Origin of the sequence: Chryseolinea serpens, from assembly GCF_900129725.1 — a bacterium.
GTDB classification, from domain to species: Bacteria; Bacteroidota; Bacteroidia; order Cytophagales; family Cyclobacteriaceae; genus Chryseolinea; species Chryseolinea serpens.
The window spans coordinates 902,116-921,895 of sequence record NZ_FQWQ01000003.1 but is presented as its reverse complement, the minus strand read 5'-3'; the positions used below and the strand labels follow the sequence as shown (position 1 = coordinate 921,895).

At 49.3% G+C, this 19,780-nt stretch carries 19 protein-coding genes; 8 read left to right on the top strand and 11 right to left on the bottom strand.

What is annotated here, in order from left to right; genetic code table 11:
• The first annotated feature begins 614 nt into the window (after nucleotides 1-614).
• Nucleotides 615-1,358, top strand: a complete 744-nt coding sequence (locus BUB30_RS23740) for a DUF1223 domain-containing protein (protein ID WP_073138998.1) — start codon at nucleotides 615-617, stop codon at nucleotides 1,356-1,358.
• Between the two features lie 56 nt (nucleotides 1,359-1,414).
• On the opposite strand, the gene BUB30_RS23735 is transcribed toward BUB30_RS23740, so the two are convergent.
• The 6 genes from BUB30_RS23735 to BUB30_RS23710 all read right to left on the bottom strand — a co-directional run bounded on the left by BUB30_RS23735 (nucleotide 1,415) and on the right by BUB30_RS23710 (nucleotide 8,387).
• The gene (locus BUB30_RS23735) at nucleotides 1,415-1,951 is read right to left on the bottom strand and encodes a redoxin domain-containing protein (RefSeq protein WP_073138996.1); all 537 of its coding nucleotides are present in this window, start codon (nucleotides 1,949-1,951) and stop codon (nucleotides 1,415-1,417) included.
• Nucleotides 1,952-2,007: 56 nt separating this feature from the next.
• The gene (locus tag BUB30_RS23730) at nucleotides 2,008-2,535 is read right to left on the bottom strand and encodes an RNA polymerase sigma factor (RefSeq protein WP_073138994.1); all 528 of its coding nucleotides are present in this window, start codon (nucleotides 2,533-2,535) and stop codon (nucleotides 2,008-2,010) included.
• Nucleotides 2,536-2,914: 379 nt separating this feature from the next.
• Nucleotides 2,915-4,189, bottom strand: a complete 1,275-nt coding sequence (locus tag BUB30_RS23725; RefSeq protein WP_073138993.1) for a hypothetical protein — start codon at nucleotides 4,187-4,189, stop codon at nucleotides 2,915-2,917.
• A 201-nt stretch (nucleotides 4,190-4,390) separates the two neighbouring features.
• Entirely contained in the window at nucleotides 4,391-7,273 is a 2,883-nt protein-coding gene (locus BUB30_RS23720) for a CARDB domain-containing protein (protein ID WP_073138991.1), read from the bottom strand.
• A 133-nt stretch (nucleotides 7,274-7,406) separates the two neighbouring features.
• Complete coding sequence (locus BUB30_RS23715) at nucleotides 7,407-8,039, bottom strand: outer membrane beta-barrel protein (RefSeq protein WP_073138988.1); 633 nt, start codon at nucleotides 8,037-8,039, stop codon at nucleotides 7,407-7,409.
• A 72-nt stretch (nucleotides 8,040-8,111) separates the two neighbouring features.
• A complete protein-coding gene (locus BUB30_RS23710) occupies nucleotides 8,112-8,387 on the bottom strand; it encodes a hypothetical protein (protein ID WP_073138986.1) in 276 nt (91 codons plus the stop codon).
• Nucleotides 8,388-8,648: 261 nt separating this feature from the next.
• Between BUB30_RS23710 and BUB30_RS23705 the strand changes: the two genes are divergently transcribed.
• On the top strand, nucleotides 8,649-9,110 hold the full coding sequence (locus BUB30_RS23705; RefSeq protein ID WP_073138983.1) for a GNAT family N-acetyltransferase: 462 nt from the start codon (nucleotides 8,649-8,651) through the stop codon (nucleotides 9,108-9,110).
• A 45-nt stretch (nucleotides 9,111-9,155) separates the two neighbouring features.
• Here the strand turns inward: BUB30_RS23705 and BUB30_RS23700 are convergent, their stop codons facing one another.
• The gene (locus tag BUB30_RS23700) at nucleotides 9,156-11,879 is read right to left on the bottom strand and encodes a tetratricopeptide repeat protein (RefSeq protein WP_073138981.1); all 2,724 of its coding nucleotides are present in this window, start codon (nucleotides 11,877-11,879) and stop codon (nucleotides 9,156-9,158) included.
• Between the two features lie 405 nt (nucleotides 11,880-12,284).
• Nucleotides 12,285-12,695: a hypothetical protein gene (locus BUB30_RS23695; protein WP_143165054.1), complete on the bottom strand. Its 411-nt coding sequence runs from the start codon at nucleotides 12,693-12,695 to the stop codon at nucleotides 12,285-12,287.
• 174 nt (nucleotides 12,696-12,869) lie between these two features.
• Here BUB30_RS23695 and BUB30_RS23690 point away from each other — a divergent pair, with 174 nt between their 5' ends.
• The 3 genes from BUB30_RS23690 to BUB30_RS23680 all read left to right on the top strand — a co-directional run bounded on the left by BUB30_RS23690 (nucleotide 12,870) and on the right by BUB30_RS23680 (nucleotide 14,255).
• On the top strand, nucleotides 12,870-13,313 hold the full coding sequence (locus BUB30_RS23690; RefSeq protein ID WP_245804154.1) for a helix-turn-helix domain-containing protein: 444 nt from the start codon (nucleotides 12,870-12,872) through the stop codon (nucleotides 13,311-13,313).
• A gap of 62 nt (nucleotides 13,314-13,375) precedes the next feature.
• Nucleotides 13,376-13,819, top strand: a complete 444-nt coding sequence (locus BUB30_RS23685) for a DUF1569 domain-containing protein (RefSeq protein WP_073138973.1) — start codon at nucleotides 13,376-13,378, stop codon at nucleotides 13,817-13,819.
• A 13-nt stretch (nucleotides 13,820-13,832) separates the two neighbouring features.
• Complete coding sequence (locus BUB30_RS23680; protein ID WP_073138969.1) at nucleotides 13,833-14,255, top strand: VOC family protein; 423 nt, start codon at nucleotides 13,833-13,835, stop codon at nucleotides 14,253-14,255.
• 15 nt (nucleotides 14,256-14,270) lie between these two features.
• Here BUB30_RS23680 and BUB30_RS23675 read toward each other — a convergent pair whose 3' ends face one another.
• On the bottom strand, nucleotides 14,271-14,747 hold the full coding sequence (locus BUB30_RS23675; protein WP_143165053.1) for a hypothetical protein: 477 nt from the start codon (nucleotides 14,745-14,747) through the stop codon (nucleotides 14,271-14,273).
• 106 nt (nucleotides 14,748-14,853) lie between these two features.
• On the opposite strand from BUB30_RS23675, the gene BUB30_RS23670 reads away from it, so the two are divergent.
• The 3 genes from BUB30_RS23670 (at nucleotide 14,854) to BUB30_RS23660 (ending at nucleotide 17,372) form a co-directional block, all read left to right on the top strand.
• A complete protein-coding gene (locus tag BUB30_RS23670) occupies nucleotides 14,854-15,168 on the top strand; it encodes a winged helix-turn-helix transcriptional regulator (protein ID WP_073138963.1) in 315 nt (104 codons plus the stop codon).
• 265 nt (nucleotides 15,169-15,433) lie between these two features.
• Nucleotides 15,434-16,846 (top strand): saccharopine dehydrogenase C-terminal domain-containing protein, encoded by a 1,413-nt coding sequence (locus BUB30_RS23665; RefSeq protein ID WP_073138961.1) that lies wholly within the window; start codon nucleotides 15,434-15,436, stop codon nucleotides 16,844-16,846.
• Nucleotides 16,847-16,871: 25 nt separating this feature from the next.
• Entirely contained in the window at nucleotides 16,872-17,372 is a 501-nt protein-coding gene (locus tag BUB30_RS23660) for a hypothetical protein (RefSeq protein ID WP_073138958.1), read from the top strand.
• A gap of 93 nt (nucleotides 17,373-17,465) precedes the next feature.
• Here the strand turns inward: BUB30_RS23660 and BUB30_RS23655 are convergent, their stop codons facing one another.
• Complete coding sequence (locus tag BUB30_RS23655) at nucleotides 17,466-18,590, bottom strand: amidohydrolase family protein (RefSeq protein ID WP_084138371.1); 1,125 nt, start codon at nucleotides 18,588-18,590, stop codon at nucleotides 17,466-17,468.
• A 168-nt stretch (nucleotides 18,591-18,758) separates the two neighbouring features.
• Nucleotides 18,759-19,709, bottom strand: coding sequence for a bifunctional helix-turn-helix transcriptional regulator/GNAT family N-acetyltransferase (locus BUB30_RS23650; RefSeq protein ID WP_073139679.1), 951 nt, complete (start codon nucleotides 19,707-19,709; stop codon nucleotides 18,759-18,761).
• Nucleotides 19,710-19,780: the final 71 nt, after the last annotated feature.

Below are 19,780 nucleotides of genomic sequence, written 5' to 3'. Positions count from 1 at the left end.
GTGGCCTCGGAGGGTGCTGGTGATGTGAATGTCTCGGGCCAGAAACTTGTTGGTGAAGAACACCAACAAGGGCGGCGGCGGGGTTATAATTTTCCGCAGGGTCAACATGTGGTGGATGCGTTTTTTATGATGAAGGGATGATCAATACGTGTGGCCTCGGAGGGTGCTGGTGATGTGAATCTCCCGGGCTAGAAACTTGTTGGTGAAGAACACCAACAAGGGCGGTGGCGGGTTTATAATTTTGCGCAGGATCAGCATGTGGTGGATGCGTTTTTTATAGCGAGGGGGATGATGAAGGAGGGGGTTGCTTTGGTGAGGTCACGGTATTGGAATAAAACTTGTTAGCGTTCCGCCAACAAGTGGGTGCGCCCTTCTTATGGAGACACTGGCAAGGATGGGTAGAACTCGTTTTTGAAGGTCCAACAAACAACAGAGCGTTGGGTGACCATCATCACCCAAAATCAATGATTTGGGCTTGTCCTGTACAGGATCATTGCCGGATGGGTTAATTCCCGGGGGATTTTATCAGACGATCCAATTTCCGAAATTAGACGCCGGACAGGCGGCCTTCTGTGCGCGTCTGTTTTTGATTGTGCTGACTAAATCGACCGTCTATGAAATATGGTGTCATTGTTCTCTTTCTGGCCGCTTTGAATTTTCATTTCGCGCCAAGGAAGGTATATGTTTCCGAGCCCGTGGCCGTCGTGGAGTTGTTCACGGCCGAAGGATGTTCGAGCTGTCCGGCGGCCGATGAGCTCCTGGACGAGATGACCAGCATCATGCAAAAGGAAGGTAAGCGTGTCATCAGCCTTGCTTATCACGTCACCTATTGGAACCACCTGGGATGGATCGACCCCTACAGTGTCGAAGCCTATACCGACCGGCAAAAACTCTATCAAAAAACGTTGAAGCTGCCAATGCTTTACACGCCGCAAGCGGTGGTGAACGGAAAATATGAATTTGTCGGATCCAATCCTGTTTTCTTTCGCTACCTGGTGCAGGCTGCCCTCGATTCTGTGCCGGCGCGTTCACTCGAAGCCATCGCGACGAAAAGCGACAGTGTGGTCACCGTACAATACTCGCTCAGTAAACTCCCCAAGAACAGCGTACTAAATGTTGCCGTCATCGAGGAGCGCGTCGAGCATTCCGTGCTGCGGGGGGAAAATAAGGACAAGGTGTTGAAGCACTTTCATGTGGTCCGCTCCATGAAGCAACACGAGGCAAAAGAAAAGGACGAGATCAACCTGGTGTGGCCGCGCGGTCTTGGTGAAAATAAGGGCAGCATCATTCTCTATCTTCAAAATGCGAAGACTTTAAGGATCATCAGCGCCGCGGAGATTAAATTGAAAGCTTCGTAGCCTATCTTTCATAGCATAGTGACGGCACAAGGATGAACGTCTTCACCGTCACGCAATCATTTCAGTTTTTCCTTCACCAGGTCCAGCACCAGGTTATCTCCGATGTATCCACCATAATGGGCGGTACTCAAGTTACCTTTTTCATCGATGATGAATTCGCCCGGGATGGTGCTCGTGTGTCCATCTTGCGTCGTGGGTTCCCTGAAAAGTTTCTTTCCGGCCATGGCTTTTCCGATGAGCCCGTAGAACAATCCTTTGAAGATTTTTAAAAACGATCGCTCGATTTGATATTGTTTGTACAGTGTGTTTTCGGGATCCGCAATAAAATGAAAAGGCGATCGAATATCCACCAGGTAGTCTTTCATTTTTTCAACCGTCGATTCATAGACCAGCAGTACCGCGACTTGGTGGGTGGAGAAATAATCCACATGTTTCAAGAGTTCGTGTATCCGGAGATTGCAAACCGGGCAACCGGCGTTTCGTTCGAAGCTAAGATAGACTTTCTTTCCCCGCAATGCTTGCAGGGCGATTTCCCGGCCATAGACATCGTGTGTGGTAAAAACAGGAGCTTGTTGGTTGACTTGAAGTTTCATCGTTGGATTTTTATTCAGCTTTAATTCCAACGACCGGATCGGATCACCCGCCGCAACTAACTATTTTTTCTCGCCTGATCGAGACACTTATATTTCTGATTGTCGAACGTATGACTATTTCTATAGCCCATCTCCTCGATGAGTTGTTCGCGTGAGACACCCGCCAGAAAGGTCTTGGTCAGGAAGATCACACAATGTTTGGTGAGCTTGGCAAATATCCGTTGCAGGGCATTTTGCTTTACCGTTGCGGCTTCTTTCTCCTCCCACTCGGCCAAGGTCATGTCTTCCAGCTCATAGCTCGCGTCAAGTTTGGTGATGCGCCTGGCGTCCCTGAGCCGCTTCAGCCAAATGTTGCTGGCCACGGCAAAGATGTAGGTCTTGATCGATGAGGTAAGGATAAAATCCTCCTTGGGCACTTTGTCGAGCAAAACGATAATGGTCTCCTGAAACACGTCCTCGGCATCCGCATCGGTGCCGCTGTTCTTCTTGACGAACCCGGCGATGGTAGGGTAATAAAAAGTATACAGCAACGTATAGGCTGCATTGTCTCTTTTTCTTAAGGCCGAAACGGTGGGTTCGTTCATGGTTTCTGGTTAATTCCCATCAGGAAGGCTCAATCACCCAATTCTCAGAACTTTTTTTATAACCCGGAGGGGCCCTTTTTAGTTGCGCTGGCCCTTATTTTAGACGAAGTAATGTTGAAACGGCCAACTGGCCTTATACCGCCAGCGATGGTCACCACCATAAATAGAGCAACAGCAGCAGCACAGCCAGAAGAAATGCCGCCCATTTCAGGCCCCGGTTATGGTCCGGGAACTCATAGTTGCATACTTCGCAGACCTTGCTCCTCGCATCGATCTTCATAGCACATGAGGGGCATTCTTTCTTCTTCATATCCAAAGATAAAAAACAAGAACGACATTTTCCCGGACAGCCCTGGCGCTGACGCCGAGCCGTTACGGCTTAATTGATCCTTTCCAAAGCCTGGAGCTTGCGATCGGAATGCTCGTCAATGATCACCATGGTTCCATCGGCCTTGATGGTAGCCACGATCTTTACGCCATCCGAATAGCGCAAAGCACTAAACGTGATCTCTCCCTCACGCGACATGGTAGCGGAGTAGATCTCGTACGTATCGGTGGCGGGCAGACCTATCGGCTCCAATTGAAAGGTGCTTTTATCAACTTTATAGAACTTGTAGTTGTCTCTGCCATAAATGTGCGTATCGGTTATTCCCAATATTTTCATTTCGGGAAAGGCGCCGAGCGAATGGGCCACATAATCGCTTTTCGAAATCCTCGACCACGCCCAACCCCCGATAAAATAAATAAAGTCCTCGTCTTCCGCCCGGGTGAAATACCAGCTGCCCCCCACATTGCTGGTGTAGGCCGTGCTTTCCGTTCCCGTAAAATTCGCATTCGCGTAGTCGTACAATGAAAAAAGTATTTCCTTGGTCACATTGCCGTTTTCCACTTTATATTGAATGATCCTCTTGTCCTGTCCCTCAACCAAGATCAACCGGTTATCCAGTGTGGTGAACATCGAACCAAACGCTCCGGACATATCGGCGTAGAGTCCTCCCGATGCTTTTCTGACTTTTATTCCGTTTCCACCGGTGTATAAGCAATTACCCTCCTGATCGACCGCATAGCCTCCAGCCGTTTGGCCGTCCGGCAGATACGCTTCGCGGGTGATGTTGTCCGGGTCCGCTAAAGACATTTTCATGATCATTGATCCATACCGGTAATAAATATTGTTATTGCCATCTTGATAGTAAGCCGGGTCATCGTCTCGCGAGGATGGCACTGACTCGCCAAAATCGTAGATAGCGCCATCAACCGTTCGCACCAGCAGGTTAGTATACACCAGTGGATTGCCGATGGAGTCGTTCACCTGGAAATTTCCCGATAATAAAATATAATCATCCGTCAATTTCATCATGTTATAGACCTCCACAACCATCGTCATCTTTGTCGTATCGATGGCTGATCCATCGGCATTGACAAATTTGACCAGCCTCGACTCACCGGAGGGCAACAATTTATACAACGTTGAGCCCGAGGTTTTCACGCGTCCACCAGACAAGGCACTGTTTTCGTAGACCATCAACCCCTTAGCATCCCCTATATCGAGTTTGGCCTTTCCTTTCGTCGCGGCAGGAACATCGATGTCCTCGTCGTGACTACAGGAAAACAGGGTGATTATTAAAAGGGGTACGACACTCCATAGGAATTTCATAGACGATAACGATTTATAATTGCACCGAAAAATAGGAAGGGTTTCCCCGGGCGGTTCTTCGATAACCGCTGTGACCTATTCCATGTAAGATTTTGAGTAAAAAACATCTAGCCGCAACGGCCCCGCTAAGCTACATCCGGGATTACCCCTATGCGGACAACTCAATTGCAGAGCGACAAGGATTGATTCGCTGGCATCAGATCATTCCTTTACCACCTTAAATACTTTCACTCCATTGCCGTATTGCACTTTGACCACATACACGCCGGCTTCAAACTTTCGCAGGTCGGCTACGCGATCGGCTATCGTCAATGCTTGCGAACGGCCGGTCACGTCGGTAATGGCCACTTGCCGGATCGGTGATGAGAATGAGAAGATCAGGAAATCCGCGGTCGGATTCGGATGGACGGTTACATTCGCCAACGGGTCTTCTATGCCCGTGACGAGTTGAACCGTCAATTTTCTGGACACGGTTGCCGCAGGTTCATAGTTCCCATTGCCCGGTTGCAGGGCGGAAATAAGGGTCTCCCCTGATCCGTGAATTTTCAACACCTCGCCCTCCACGGTGGCTACGTTGGGATGTTCCGACACGTAGGAAACCGGCAACGCGGAACTCGCCACAGCATCCAGCACTACGTCATCGGCGCTCTCTGCCAATCCCATTTCACTAAAGCTGATTTGCTGAAGGGCTTTGGACACCACGAGGGTTTGTTCTACCGGGGTGGCGGGCTGATAATTATCATCACCTTGCTGAAGCGCGGTGATGGTCGTTGTGCCGGCGCCAACAATGACCACCTTCCCTGCTTCGATCCTGGCTACGCCGGGTTGCGAGCTGGTATAGGAAATCGGGAGCGCCGCATCGGTGGTGGCTGCCAAGGCAAAGGGTTCGTCGGCATATCTTTTCCCCGACAACGTTCCAAAAGTAATGCGCTGCTTCAAAAGAAGGACAGTGACTTGCCCTTGCGTTCCCGTAGGGGAAACGGAGATGTCAACTTGCGCGCTGCGAAGCCTGACGTCGGCCGTGATGGGCTCCTGCATTTGCACTTCATCCAACGCAAAAGATATAAGCACCATATACCTGCCTACGGGCAGATTGGCGAACTGATAAAAACCAGTGTCATCGGTTTGGGTCAGCCCAACCACGTTGCCGGATGCGGACAGCAGAATCACCGGCAAGCCGGCAACGGACAGGGTCTCGCTCCGTCCGTTTGGATTTTGAGTTTGACTAACGGTGCCGCTGATGACCATGGAGCCTTGGACCAATGGATTCACTTTCAGAATCGTGAATCGCACGCCTTTATCTTCTGTGAGCGACAAAAAAGCTTGATCGTCCAGTATAAGGCTCTTTCCAAGGATGGTTGGAACATAGCCGGGGAATGCTGTTTTGTCGGGAATAAAATATAAGGTGAAGGGGCTTGTATCCACCTGAAAGCTAAACGTACTATCCGTAAGCTCTCTTTGATCGACGAATTCGATCTCGTTGTTTGCCTTCCGGTATAAAAAAACTTTACCCTTCGTCAGGAACACGCCGTCTTCACCCTTTATAGTTCCATAGAGGTTGAACTTCGCTTCTTGAATGGTGAGGGGCATGGTGTAGAAGCCTCTAGCGAACCCAGCGTTGATGGTCAGCGTGTATTCGCCTGGCGCCAAAACGTGGTCTAACGGCAAGCTCCAATGAAAAGGACTGGTGCCGCCTGGGGGCAGGTAAATGTTTTCATATAGTGCGGTGGAATAGACTTCCACATTGTTCGCGTCCGTGATGAAAACCTTGTTGGGCACGGGTCCGCTGAAAAACGATCCGCGATTGATCATCGTACCATCCAGTTCAAGATGCGTATCCAGATTGCTGTATACGCCTGAAGGGCTTGCGTTCAAAATTTCTATATACTCATTCGGGGGATTGATGGTGATGGTTCCTAAGGACGTCGCCACATTGTTGAAGGTGTTCGTCTCCGGAATGGCGCCGTCGGCATTGATTTTTAGGATAACATAATTTGTCCCCCACAACCTGGGTTCACGTAAGTCGTTGAGAAAGACATCGAACGTACTGGAAATCTGACCGCCAGCAGGAACATAGAAGGCATTGTGTGTCATCGGCGCCGACGTGTTAACGAGATAGTCATTGACATCCAACGCACGATCCGCTGAAAGATATACATTGAAGGAATACCCCAACACACCGGTGGTGCCTTTGTTCAGTAAATTGAACATCACGCGGATTCCCGTAAGACCAGACTCCACATAGATGGCATCGGGCATCATGCCACTGGCTAAGTCCATGTCAACGTTGCCGTTCACCAAAGTGACCGGGGCAGAAACGGTATTGTTATTCTCGTTGGTTTCGGCAATTTCCGATTGTCCATTAGTGTTCTTATCGGCGATGGCAATAATGTAATATTGTCCGGCGGGTTTATGTGGCATCAGTAATTGATACCACGTTTGACTCGTTGCCTGCCCGGACGAGAATGCATCATAATATGCATTCAGCTTCACATCACTGGCGTCATACACGTTGTCCGTACTCAAATAGAAGGTGGTAAAAATGCTGCCCGTGAAGGCTGTGGATCCGTTGTTCTTTAGGGTGTATACCGGAACCACCACATCATCCATGGCGGCAGTTGACTTATCTAAACTAAACGACTGAAATGCAAAGTCGATATTCGGCGCCGTGACAACGTAGTCCGAAACTACCGTGATGTTGTTCGACTCATCCGTTTCCGCTTGAGCGTTTTGGGCGTCGGCCTTCAAAATAACATAGTAATTTCCCGGCGCAGATTTGATGACATTCGCACTGGAAGCCGAGAAGGAAGGCACTAAGGATTCACCTGCCTTTATAGACGTTACCGTGAAAAAACCCGTCCGAATGTCAGCCCCATCGATGGTCGCGTCTGTCGATAAATAGACGTCCACGAACGTAGTCTTGGTAATGTCCACAATACCCTGATTCTTAACGGTAGCGGAAACTGTAAACGGAACATACTGTTCGAAGGTCTTGGGCCCGCTTGTGCCGGTGATGACGAGGTCCTGACAATAGCCAACAACAGCCGTGAGCACAAGGAGTCCTGTGCCAATTAGATTTTTCATACGAAAGCCAACTTATATGACGCGTCAAAAATAGGAATTGCCACCAAACGCCCGCTAGCCATGTAAGAAAAGACCGGCGATCGTAGAAATCCCAAGCGTCTCGGCCTTCTATTGGCCGCATTATCGGGTTCCGTTATTTTTTCGACAAGTATACCTGTACGCCTATACTCAAATTGAATGAAGAATCCCGCTCTTTCCACTCCCCGCTTAGCTGACTGGCGTCGTCACGCGAAGTAGCGGTATCGTGTTGATAGGAAAGCACTCCTTCTACACCGACATTTTTTGCAACAAAGTAGGTTATACCAACCCCACCGTTGAAGCTATTCATGTTCCCTTTCACTTTCGTGGGAAAATCATTGTAGTCGGGATAGCCGGACTTCATCGTGCGCCATCCGTGCATGAAACTTGCCGTAGGAAAAACCGCCCATGATCCGAAAGGGAAATAGTATCGAACCGCGGGCCCCACAAAATAGGTGGAAGTGGTCGTAACCCGTTTACTATTGCTTGCTTTCTCATACGTATAGTCCCAGGGTGTGATCAACCCCACGGCAGCGTTATTCGCCACAAAATAAAAAAGACTAGGGTTGATGTTGATCGACCGGGTTTTCCATTCAGAGGATCGCTCCTTCGTGCTCTTTGCATTGGCTGATAGGGTCCCTCCCATCATAAAAGTTCCTTTGCTGAGTTGCGCGCAACTGTGCTGAATGCTCATGAAGATAAGGACGACGGAGAAAAGAATGGATTGGAATTTCACAAAACGCGTCATAACGAATTATTTTAACAACGGGCGCGAAGATAGAAAACGTTCAGACATCAAAAATGACAATGCCAGTAAGCATCAATCATCAAAATCTATGGACTGCCTCTGTATGACCCTATACTCGCCCAGAAGCCTTTCATGCAACCCTTCCTCTTTCGTATAGCCCGGCACCTTTATGCCCTCTTTGTTTGAGTTCGTAACCCCCACGGGAAGGGTTAGGCCACTGACGTTCATCCCGGCTCTTTGCATGCCATGGATGCTGTTGGTGAAAAAGTTGTTGTTTGCGCCTTTTCCACAAACTTCAAATGTTCTTTTAGAGTCGTCTTTTATAACTTCCCAACAGCTGGAATACATAGTATGTGCTTTAAATGATGAATGTTTGTCCTCTACCCCAACCCTGCTGTCATATCCTAACCAAGTTCAGAGACCGGGACTTTTCGGCCCGATGCAATTTAGCCAATTCTTTTACAATCAGGTTCCGGGGTTTCCGGTCAGGGATCAAACAAAAATGGAATCCCCTCCGTTTAACTCTTTTTGTCGGCCTTGGAGGAAGTTAATATATTTAGTGTGTATCCACTTCTTTGAAACTACCGACGCCAGATCACCCCCATACCCATGAAGCCCGTGACCATCATTGCCTACGAAGACCGTTACCAACCCCAGTTCAAAGCCCTGAACCTGGAGTGGCTCGATCTGCACCACCTCACCGAACAACGCGACCTCGATGTGTTGAACGATCCCAAAACACACATCCTGGAGCAAGGCGGTTTTATTTATCTCGCCATGGAGGGTGAAGAGGTGATCGGTTCCGCAGCCTTGATGAAAGAACACCATGGCGTCTATGAACTCGCCAAGATGGCGGTGGGCGTAAATCACCGTGGCAAAGGGCTGAGCAAGCCACTCATTGAAACCTGCATTCAAAAAGCAAGAGCGCTAAAGGCCGAAAAGATCGAGTTGTTCTCCAGCAGCAAACTCCAACCTGCCCTCAGGCTTTATGAGCGCTATGGATTTAAACACATTCCCCTAGAGGACTCTCCCTTCGAAACAGCCGATGTAAAAATGGTGCTGATGCTTTAAGATCCGCGAGACCGACACAACAAGCATGCCGGCTGACCCACGTTGCTAACTCGCCAAAACGTGCGATGGGTCTTCGTCTAACGGCAAGGTGATCGTAAAGCGCGAGCCTTGGCCCGGCACCGACTCCACCTCGATCGTTCCATGCAGTATTTCAACCTGCGACTTCACCAGGTAAAGACCGATGCCACGACCTTCCACGTGATTGTGAAACCGTTTGTAGAGCTTGAAAAGTTTTTCCTTGTGCACCCCAATATCGAATCCCATACCGTTGTCGCGGACCTCCAACCGAGCTTTCCCATCGACATAACTGCTGGTGGCGGTCACTTTCAGATCGCGGTTGGGTGAGCGGAACTTGATGGCGTTGCTCAATAAATTGTAGAACGTGCTTTGCACCATGGCCCGCACCGTGGCGATCTGGGGCAACGCTTCGAAGTTCGCCGTGATCTCTTCGTGGCCGTTGAGGCTGTCCTGTAGCAGACTAATGCTCTGCTTCCATTCTTTGTCGAGCTCCACAGTCTCGCGGTACTGGTGGGGTTCGTTGCGCAGATCCAGGATCTTGTTCAAGTCCTTTATGATCAGGTCCAGGTCTCCTGCGGTCTTACCGATCAGGGCAACCCATTTTTGGGCTTCTTTAAAATCCTGTTCGGCGATCACAATATCGGAAAGCCCCAACAGTCTCGCTACCGGGCCCCGCAAATTGTGTGATACGGTATAGGAAAATTGAAGTAATTCGTTGTTGTGCTTGGCCAGTTCCTCGTTGGTCGTGCGAAGCTCCAGTGTTTTCTGCGCTACGATCTGTTCCAGGCCGCGGTTAAGATCGCTGATGCTCTTGTTGCTGGCGGCAAGTTTGCTGGCTTGCGCCTGTATCTCTTCGTTCTGCTCCGAAACCTCGTGATACAAATGCTTTAACTCGGCATTCACCTCATGGAGTTTATCGGCTTGGGTCTGGATGCGTTTGTTTTTATCCGTGATGTCTGCATGGAGCACTTTGATGCGTTTATAAAAACGATAATACACCAGGGCCAGCGCACCCAACAAGGCCAGGCTGATGACGCCCCCGATCAGCATAATAAATTGCTGGCGTATCTGTGCTTGCTGCAAGTTTATTTTATTCTCCGCCAGTTGCTTGTCATTTTGCAACGCCTTGATGTCGCGGTCGCGTTGTTCGATCTCCTGCATTTTCTCCAGGGTCACAAACCGCCGCGCCAGGTCTGTGCGGTGAATGGAATCTTTCAACTGGCTGGCCAGGACGGAAAATCCCAAGGATTCTTTAAATCGATTTTGCGCGGCCAGCAGATCTCTTCGGGTGTTGTAGTTGATGATCAGGATTTCGTGGGCATGGATGACCCGGCAATATTCTTCCGATCGGTCCAGAAACTGTGCGGCACTTTTGTAGTCACCCTGTTTGAAATAAATGTCGCCCATTCCCCAATTCGACCAAGCCAGGCCATAGATATAATGGGACGCTTCGGCAAGCCGGATGCTTTCTTTGTACAATCCAAGGGCCTGCGAATACCGCTTCTGTTTCTCCTCTAAAAATCCAAGATTCATCAGTCCTTCACTGATCCCGCGATTGTCGCCCAACTGCTTGTAGATTTGAATAACAGAATCCAGGCAGGCCTTGGCGTGTGTGAATTCATTGAGGTCGGTAAGGACCACGCCCTTGAGGTTAAGCGCGTTCGCGATGTCTGCTTGCGGCTGGCGTTTGGTGGTATAGTTCAACGCTTCGTTCGCCAGTCGAAAGGCTTGTTTTAAATCGCCGAGGCGAAAATTTATCCAGCCAATACGCGTACGGATCACATGGGTCTCGACTTCATAACCACGCAGCTTGGCCAGCTCCAGGGCGACATATAAATTATCGAGGGCTAGTTCGTATTCACCACGATCGGAAAACACTTCTCCAATGTCGATGAGCATCGTCACGTATTTCCGGTACAGGGATGTTCTTAAATAATAATTGCGGGCCGAATCAAATAGCGCGACCGCTTCGTCGAACCGACCTTGTTGAAAAAAGACCATCGACTTCAGGTGGTGAATGTCCTGGAGATTTTCCTCGTCCTCAGGATGCTTGACGGCGACTGCCAGCGCTTCGTCGAGGAGGGCTTCGGCGGCGGGGACGTCGCCCATCATCCATTTGTTTGTGGCTTTGAGGGTCAGGGCGTCGGTGAGCAGGGTTTGGTCGGGTAATAACCGGCGGATCGCAATGGCGCGATCGAGATACACTCCTTGTTTTTCGTATTGATAGCGCTGGCCATAGACCGCGCTCATATTCCGGTAGATCTTGGAAAGCGATGCCGGCTGGGTGCTGTCTTTAAAAAATTCGTAGGATCGTTGAAGGAAAAGTAGTGCCGAGTCATTCTCCACTTCTTCGAGGCTGCAATTGCCTAACTGAAGCAACGTGTATCCCTGGTTTATTTTATCGTCCACTTGCGCCGACAACGAAAGTCCCCGGTGCAGATCTTTATGGGCTTGCTGAAGTTGTCCGGAAAGATATTCTTGCACGCCCCGGTAGGTATAGGCAATGCCCTCTCCTTTTACGTAGCCGATCTTGTGTGAAAGACGAAGTGCGTCATCACCATATTGCAGGACCTTGTCCGTGTTAACGGAAATGAATTCGTAAGTAAGTTGATTGAGGACGTCGACGCGCTCGCGATCGCGGGCATTTCCGAGTTTTTGTTCAAGGCTGTCAATAACTTTCGTCTGACAAAAGGCTTCCGCACCCAGGAACCCGAAAACGCACATGAGCCATAGGCCTTTGCTGAAAAGCATCCACTAAACGTTAACAGCCAGCAAGATAGCCAGATTAGACCGCTAAAAAAACCACCGTTGAGCGAACGGTCGCCCAGCGTGCGTACATGGCCGATGGACTACATTTGCCGAGGCTATGCCAATCCATATAAAATTCTGATCAACGCAACTCTGTTACAAAAAAGCGTTGTCCTTCCCGCATCTTGCCCTATGACCCACTCCCCGAACATTGTTGCACGGTTCAACTAAACTTTATTATATTTTTTTTTCGGTGGTTACCTTTTCGCGAACAGAGGCCTTCCTATGAGAATGATGCGGCGTTTGCAAACGTATGAAAGGAAAAACAAGATCTGGAAACGGTGATATGCTATCTTTTTGACAGAGGCTGCTTCCAAACACTTCCCTTAGCTCCTTCGGAGCAGGCCGTCAATGCTTAAAAAATTGATTATTCAGAATCAAAGAGTCATAAAAATCGTTTTTCAAAAACTTTCCGTTTTCGTAAACGCCAAATCCAATCCGGAGATTTCTAAGCACCTTTGCCGAATCGTTTGCCGCCCTTTCTAAATCTTCCCTTCCCAATATACCCCGGAAGAATTTTTTCTTGAATTCCGGATTAATATCGTTTATGTTCTCAGCAAGAAGGAAGACATGAAAAGAGTCTAATTTTATTGACCGCTGTATGTCCGACATGTAGTCATTGAACTGCGCTTCAGTAACCGGCTGATAATTTTTTAAGTAGACTTGATAAGGGCTCCATTTCTCTTGTTCAAATTCAAGCTTTGCCTTCTTTTCTCCACAGGATGCGATGAGCAATGACAATAGCAGCAGTCTTTTCATTTCATTTTTCATTCTAAACGTCATGCGAAAACAAAACTAATCCTTTAGAGACCATCCTCATACTCACTGCCGCAAAAGACGTGAAATCATTGCCCTGCCGGAAACACCACGAAGCGATGTTTTTCTACGCGTCTCCGGATTTTTTAATAACTTATCCCTTCAGAATCACCTTTCATGGCATCTCCCAGACCAGCGATGACAACCTACGCTTACCCCAAGATATTCCTCTACCGAAGACTTGTGCAAGCCAAGCTTTTCATCGATGCCCATTACGCAAGACCCATCGACCTCGACAACATCGCCGATGAAGCCTACTCTTCCAAATTTCATTTCATCCGGCAGTTTAAAAGCATCTATCGCCGAACGCCACACCAATACCTGATTTCGGTGAGGACAGAAAAAGCAAAGATCCTCTTGAAGGATGGCATGGCCGTTTCTGAAGTGTGTTATGCCGTCGGGTTTGAAAGCCTGAGTTCTTTCAGTGGACTGTTCAAGCGACTCTATGGCATCACGCCTTTGGCGTATTCCAAACAGCAACAACATGTAAAGGCGCAAATCAAAGAAACGCCACTCCGCTTCATCCCGGGTTGCTTCGCGCACAAAAGCGGCTGGCTCTGAAAAACAGCAATTTTAGAGAAATCAAAACCTCCGTCAGGACCGTTCTTTGTCCAAAAACAACCATGAAAACAGTATACGACAAAGCCACGCGCGACGAGTTGATCCACCGCATCAACACCCTGCAGGAGAACAGCGCGGCGCAGTGGGGCAAAATGAAAGTTTACCAGATGGTGAAACACTGCCGTCTCTGGGAGGAGATGATGTTGGGGAAGACGAAATATGATCGCGCCTTCATCGGCCGCCTGTTCGGCAAAATGGCCTTGAACAAGCTGCTGAAAAATGAAGCACCCCTGACACGAAATTCTCCCACGATCTCAGCGCTCATCATAAAAGATGATGGCGATGTTTCGATCGAGAAGTCGAAATGGATCGCCCTCATCGAGGAACACGCGCAGACGTGGGCGCCCGATCTCGTCCATCCCTTCTTTGGTAAATTAACCCGGGAACAGATCGGACGATTGGTCTATAAACATTGTGACCACCATCTCCGGCAATTCAATAGTTAACCCTACTCAACCCATGATCACAAAACTAACTCACGTGAGCATCTACGTGCTCGACCAGAACAGCGCTTATGATTTCTATATCAACAAACTTGGCTTCAAAGTCGTCATGGATGTGCCCCTCGTGCCGGCCAATGGCCATCGCTGGCTCACGGTGGCACCGCCAGACCATCCCGACTTCGAGATCAACCTGACGCCCATCACCGAGGGCATGTGGTACTCGAAAGAAACCGCCGAAACCTTGAGAGACCTTGTAAAAAAAGGAACCTTCGGCTGCGGCGTCCTCACCTGCGACGACATCTATGCCACCTATGAAGAGTTGAAGGCGAAGGGTGTTGAATTTACGAAGCCACCCAAAAAGGAATTCTATGGCGTCGAGGCCCTCTTCAAAGACGATTCCGGCAATTGGTTCTCGCTCGCGCAATTGGAAAAAGGGTAATCTGATTTACCGCACTCAATCTTTCTTTTCCTTTACCGCCAGCGCCCTGACCAACCGGACAAAATACACCGTCAACGGAATGGCCACAACGCCTTGCAGCACGCCGGTGAATTCAAACCAAAAGTCATTGGGCATTTCATATGTCGGCGGGGGGAATAGAAAGAGCAGCGTATCGTGGCTGACTCCCGTATAGAACAGCGCGTTTTTCAGAAGGTGATTGTAGACGCCCTCAAAGAGTCCGATCAACGCGACCGAAGCAACCAAGGTCAGCACCAGGTATATTCCAAAAAACAAGCTCCGGGTGCGGATTCCCTTTTTTAAAAACCAGTAGTAAAAAATAATCGTGAAGACGATCACCGGGACGCTGATCATTAGAATATGCAAACGCCAGGGCGTGTTGTAAATAATAGCACCATAGGCATGGTGGATCGATGTCAGGACCATTAGCGCTACGCTAAGACGACTGACGGTGGTAACTTCTTGTTTCATCATAACGTTGCAAGGTTATGAACGGGCGCACCGCAGGTCAAGTAGTTACCGGATGGGAACCGCGTGCATCCTGAATTAACCGACTGACAATCAAACGAATTGTTTTTTTATGGCGACCACCACCTACGATGCCTCCATTTGCATGATGACCCGGATCTTCGAGATGATCGGCGGAAAATGGAAGCCGATCATTTTATACCTGATCCAACACGACATCAACCGGTTCGGGGCGTTGCAAAGAAGCATGCCCCGGATCAGTAAAAAAGTGCTCACCGAGCAATTGCGGGAGCTGGAACAGGATCAACTCCTTGTGCGCCATATTGTTGTGGCCCATCCACCGCAAATCATTGAATATCACCTGACCTCTACAGGCGTTTCCCTGCGTCAATTGCTCGATGACATGGTGCGCTGGGGAACAACCTAAATCCGTGTGTGTCAACGGTTGACACATACGGAATTTTCCGGTTTTTTCTGTGCTCATAATTGCGTGAGTTACCAATTCGCACTCGCTGAAGATGAACATTTGTTCTGTTTGTAGTCACTTTCAGCAATGAATTGCGTATATGACCTTTCGATGAATTAAGCAGCACCACGACACAGTTCTTGCGGGTGTAAGAAAAGGGCGCGATTTCACAAGTTTGCTGCTTGAAATGCAATGAATTTTCGGCGTCTAAACTATTTGGCCGCAAATGAAGACCGTGCTTGTGCTGTTGAGTACCGATCAGTTTTCAGTGCCGTTGGTCCGTTATCTGGCGTTGGAAGGAAAACGCTATGGGTGGAAGATCTGCGTGGGAAGTATGTTTGGGGAAAGTTGCGTCCGGCGCATGCGCGAGGAAAAATTCAGCAACGATGTTCTCTTCATTAATATCACCGACTACCGCCAATGCGATCACGCCATCCGCAAGGTGGACCTGGTCATCGGCATGATTCCGGATGTTATGTTATTGCAGGTGGCCGACAGTTGCATCGCCCACGGAAAAGATCTTATTACGCCATCCCGTCTCACCCGTCAGTTGGTCGCTAAAAAATCGCAAGCTGAAAAAAGCGATGTCTTATTGCTTTTCGAATGCGGGTTCTCCCCCGGTTTAGATCACGTCACGCTAAAAAAAGCCATCGACAATATTCATATCCGCGGTGGCAAAATTGCTTCCCTGAAGACCTACAGCGGAAGCCAGATCGCAGAGTCTTATATCGACAATCCGTGGGAATATAAATTGACGGAACCGTCGCGCGAACTCATCAACCTGGGGAAGGGCAACAACCGTCACCTGCTCAACGGCCAGCTTCAACATATTCCTTACCATCAACTGCTGGACAGAAGCGAACCGATCGTCATCCAGGGCCTTCCCGATATCGTAGCCATTCCCGAAGGCGACGCGCTATATTATCGCAAGCTATACGACCTCACCGAGGCCCATACGGTGACGAAGGGAAGACTGGTGCGAAAGGGATTCGAGCGCATTTGGAAACTCATCGTCCAACTGGGACTGACCGACAACACCAACCGGATCGAGCTTTTTGAAAATAAATCCATTCGTTATTTCCTGCGCTCCCTCCTACCCTACTCACCCACAGAACCCCTGGAGACCCAACTCCAAAAACACCTGGGTGCAAACTGGATCGAATTGGAAGCGCTCCGCTGGCTCGGCCTGTTTGAAGACGATTGGCCGGAGGGACACCGGGAGATTACGCCGGCTATCATTCTGCAACACTTGCTGGAGAAAAAACTCAGCATGCGCGCGGAGGATAAAGATTGCATTGTCATGCGACACGAACTGGAGTACGACTACCAGAACTTCCGCCACAAATTCACGTCCACCCTTATCACGCAGGGCGAAGACCTCTTGAATTCGGCGACCGCCAAGGCCATCAGTCTCACCACCGGCGCCGCTGCAAAAGCTTACCTGGTGGGCAACATCAAAGTGAAAGGGCTTCACACACCCACAAAAAAAGAGATTTACGATCCCATCCTGAACGAGCTGGACGACCTGGGCGTGGCGTTTCATGTCGAGGACAAAAAGATCCTGGACGCCGATGTGAAAGAACCCTTTGATCAGATCGAATACATTGTTTCACAACTTCATACTCCACGTTACTCCTGAGAACCTTTACCAAATTCTATACGCAATGAAAAAGATCATTGATTTTCTTAAATCCGAAACGCTTGTTTTTCTTACGCTCATTTTTGTGCTCGTCGCCCAGATCATCCACACGATGTATATTTTCGAACACATCCGCGTGGCCGACATGAGTTTTAATTATGGGGGAGTAAGAATCACCGCGTTCAACTGGGCCCATGCTTTCATCTTTGCCGTCTCCATCGAGGCGGCCATCCTGATGTTTATCCTCAATGGAAAACGTCTGCCTTCCAAGATCTACGCCGTGGCTTCTTTCGCCACCAACATTCTTTACTACGGAACCTGGAACCCGAAACTACCGATACCCGACATGGTGGCCACGATCATCGCCAGCAGCATGCTCGCCGGCTCCATCTGGTTCTTCTCCGACCTGTTTGCCGAAAAGGTAGACTTGTTGCCCTACGGCCAGTCGCAGGAAGAGCTGAAAAAATTCCTGGCTTCGCAAGAGTTGGAAGAACGCAACAAGGTGACCTTTAAGAAGGCATTGTAAGCACGCTCCAATCGCCATCAAGTAATTTATCCCCTGGTTTCGCCAGGGGATTTTTTTTATCCTACGCGTTATTTGTACGTGACGTTGCCAGATTTACTTCAAGCTCGTCCCCGGCAGCCACTTTGCAGCATTCTTGAAATATAGTTTGTCCACCACCGTACGGGGCAACTTCAGTCCTTTGAATTCGCCATCAAAGCCATTCGATGTCATTTTGTTTTCGGTTGTAAAAAATTCCCAATCGCGCAGCCTGGCTTCGTGCACGAGCGTTTTCATTTCGACGGAATCTTTATCCGGATTCACCGCACGGTCGGTTGCGTAGAGCAGGCGATCCTGGTATTTCACAAAAAAATCGTGTGTCTTTTGCCAGTCCGTCATGGCATGATGCTGCAGGTTGGACATGCGCGCCAGGTCTACCGCCATGTTGGGAAACCGGTCGAGTCGTTTCGCCAGCTCATCCAGGCTCCATTCCAGGCTGCCCAAGTGCGCCCCAATGAAAAACAGGTCACGGTGTTTCTCCAGCATATGATCCCGTGCTGCGATCTGGTCGTCATAGGATGGGAACTCCGGGTGCAGATACATGTGATAGTCGGGGTGCTCGGCGTAGTAAGCACGGTTTCCCTTCATCGTCATTTTGTCGAGGGGCAGCCAGCAATCTTTGGGTTCGCCCAGGTGACCGATGAGTGTGATCTTATTTTTAGCCAGGTAGTTCAACAGGGAGTCAAACCTGGGATGGTCGATCATGACAAACTTCCCGTCCCTGTCGCGCAAGCTCATCCCCACATTCTTCCAAACTTTAACGGCCACCGCCCCGTGAGCGAATGCATTCTTCAGGTGGTCGATCGTTTCTTGCTCCCAACGATCGCTGTTCCAGTGCTTCACCGAAAACGTAGTAGCGTATGCCACACGGCCGGGGAATGTCTCCACTTGCTTCTGCGCAATCATTTCCTGGTCTTCCATCGGCAGACCGAAAGGCCGGTCATCGACAATGTCGAGGAAACGAAAATTGTCTTCGGCCGATTGGTGTATGAAAGCAGGAGCGTCCGTGTTCAAATGAATGTGGGTATCGAATTTTTCAACCGCCGCAAAATCGCTTACCTGATAAAAATCCGAAACCGGCGCTGCGGTTGATTCGGTGCGTTTTGCTTGCGTACAACTTTGTGAAACGAGAAGGCAAAAAATTAGAAAGCGATGATTCTTAAGGCTTGAGAAGTTTTTCATGGTTAGGCTGATCAGGTTTCCGGTAGACAACCGGTTCACAACCTAATCTGCTAAAACATACCACGCCATCAAACGGCGTTGTGGCGGATAGCCAAATAGACATTTTAAAGGCCGGAAGAAAGGATGAAAAATCCAACCACAAAAAATCGGCACCTCCACGATGTCAGGCTACTTCAATTTCAAAGCCATCTGAATATTGCAGCGTTCATAGGGGCTTGGTTCTCCAAATGTTTTTTGAAAGCCGAGTTTATAGTATAGGCTGATGGCGGGCTTGAGAATAGTATTGCTCTCGAGGTACACCGACGACCCGCCCAGTGCCTTTGCTTTTTTCAGGATGGCCTTGCCCAGCAGATAGCCGATGTTCTTCCCTTGCGCTTTTGGGGAGACCGCCATCTTGGCCAGTTCGTAGCTGTATTCCGGATGGTTCATCTTGATGAGGGCGCAAACGCCAACGGGTTCCCCTTCGTATAGCGCCACTAAAATAGCACCCCCTTTGTCGAGAATATATCCCTTCGGATTTTCGAGCGACTTAAAATCCGCGGCTTCCATCTTGAAGTAGGTGGAGATCCATTCCTTATTCAATTCCTTAAAGGCCTTTGCGTAAGCCGGCGTGTAGTCGACGATCTTCACTTTCTTGCTCTCGCGAAGCTTCTTTTTTTCGTGCACGCGGCGCAGCAGGTTTTTCTGATCCAAAAGGATTTCCCATTCCTCGATGGCTTTCCAAAGATCGTTTGTGGTTTGCGTCAGCATTTCCTCGATGGCCTCGTTCACGTCTTTATACTGATCCTGAATGCTCGTGGCAATGGCTTTCCCTTTTTTTGAAAGGCTGATCACATTCCGGCGCTTGTCGGCTTTGTCCTTCTTCTCCGAGACCACGCCTTTCCGCAGCATTTCGCCCACGATCTTGCTTACGGAAGGATGCGAGTGGCCGATTTGCTGGGCGATCTCCGTGATCGTCGAATCCCCACTGCACAGGGTGTAGAATACCGGGAACCACTTGGGTTGCAGGTCCACGTCATACAATTTGTAGATCTCCGCCGCGTCGGTAGTGACTTTGTCAGTGAGCAACCTCAATCGGCTGCCGATGGCCATTTTGCCGGTTTTGTTGTAGAAATCCATGGTGATCCCTTTTATGTTAATCAATTACGTAACCAGTTACATAAATATACCGAGCGGATTTGAGAAATCAA

Bases quoted from the DNA above. Each gene is read 5' to 3' on its own strand.
- BUB30_RS23650 (WP_073139679.1), bottom strand. From the start codon at position 19,709: ATGGATTTCTACAACAAAACCGGCAAAATGGCCATCGGCAGCCGATTG.
- BUB30_RS23710 (WP_073138986.1), bottom strand. From the start codon at position 8,387: ATGTATTCCAGCTGTTGGGAAGTTATAAAAGACGACTCTAAAAGAACA.
- BUB30_RS23735 (WP_073138996.1), bottom strand. From the start codon at position 1,951: ATGAAACTTCAAGTCAACCAACAAGCTCCTGTTTTTACCACACACGAT.
- BUB30_RS23730 (WP_073138994.1), bottom strand. From the start codon at position 2,535: ATGAACGAACCCACCGTTTCGGCCTTAAGAAAAAGAGACAATGCAGCC.
- BUB30_RS23725 (WP_073138993.1), bottom strand. From the start codon at position 4,189: ATGAAATTCCTATGGAGTGTCGTACCCCTTTTAATAATCACCCTGTTT.
- BUB30_RS23665 (WP_073138961.1), top strand. From the start codon at position 15,434: ATGAAGACCGTGCTTGTGCTGTTGAGTACCGATCAGTTTTCAGTGCCG.
- BUB30_RS23675 (WP_143165053.1), bottom strand. From the start codon at position 14,747: ATGATGAAACAAGAAGTTACCACCGTCAGTCGTCTTAGCGTAGCGCTA.
- BUB30_RS23700 (WP_073138981.1), bottom strand. From the start codon at position 11,879: ATGCTTTTCAGCAAAGGCCTATGGCTCATGTGCGTTTTCGGGTTCCTG.
- BUB30_RS23740 (WP_073138998.1), top strand. From the start codon at position 615: ATGAAATATGGTGTCATTGTTCTCTTTCTGGCCGCTTTGAATTTTCAT.
- BUB30_RS23690 (WP_245804154.1), top strand. From the start codon at position 12,870: ATGGCATCTCCCAGACCAGCGATGACAACCTACGCTTACCCCAAGATA.
- BUB30_RS23720 (WP_073138991.1), bottom strand. From the start codon at position 7,273: ATGAAAAATCTAATTGGCACAGGACTCCTTGTGCTCACGGCTGTTGTT.
- BUB30_RS23660 (WP_073138958.1), top strand. From the start codon at position 16,872: ATGAAAAAGATCATTGATTTTCTTAAATCCGAAACGCTTGTTTTTCTT.
- BUB30_RS23695 (WP_143165054.1), bottom strand. From the start codon at position 12,695: ATGAAAAGACTGCTGCTATTGTCATTGCTCATCGCATCCTGTGGAGAA.
- BUB30_RS23685 (WP_073138973.1), top strand. From the start codon at position 13,376: ATGAAAACAGTATACGACAAAGCCACGCGCGACGAGTTGATCCACCGC.
- BUB30_RS23670 (WP_073138963.1), top strand. From the start codon at position 14,854: ATGGCGACCACCACCTACGATGCCTCCATTTGCATGATGACCCGGATC.
- BUB30_RS23680 (WP_073138969.1), top strand. From the start codon at position 13,833: ATGATCACAAAACTAACTCACGTGAGCATCTACGTGCTCGACCAGAAC.
- BUB30_RS23715 (WP_073138988.1), bottom strand. From the start codon at position 8,039: ATGACGCGTTTTGTGAAATTCCAATCCATTCTTTTCTCCGTCGTCCTT.
- BUB30_RS23655 (WP_084138371.1), bottom strand. From the start codon at position 18,590: ATGAAAAACTTCTCAAGCCTTAAGAATCATCGCTTTCTAATTTTTTGC.
- BUB30_RS23705 (WP_073138983.1), top strand. From the start codon at position 8,649: ATGAAGCCCGTGACCATCATTGCCTACGAAGACCGTTACCAACCCCAG.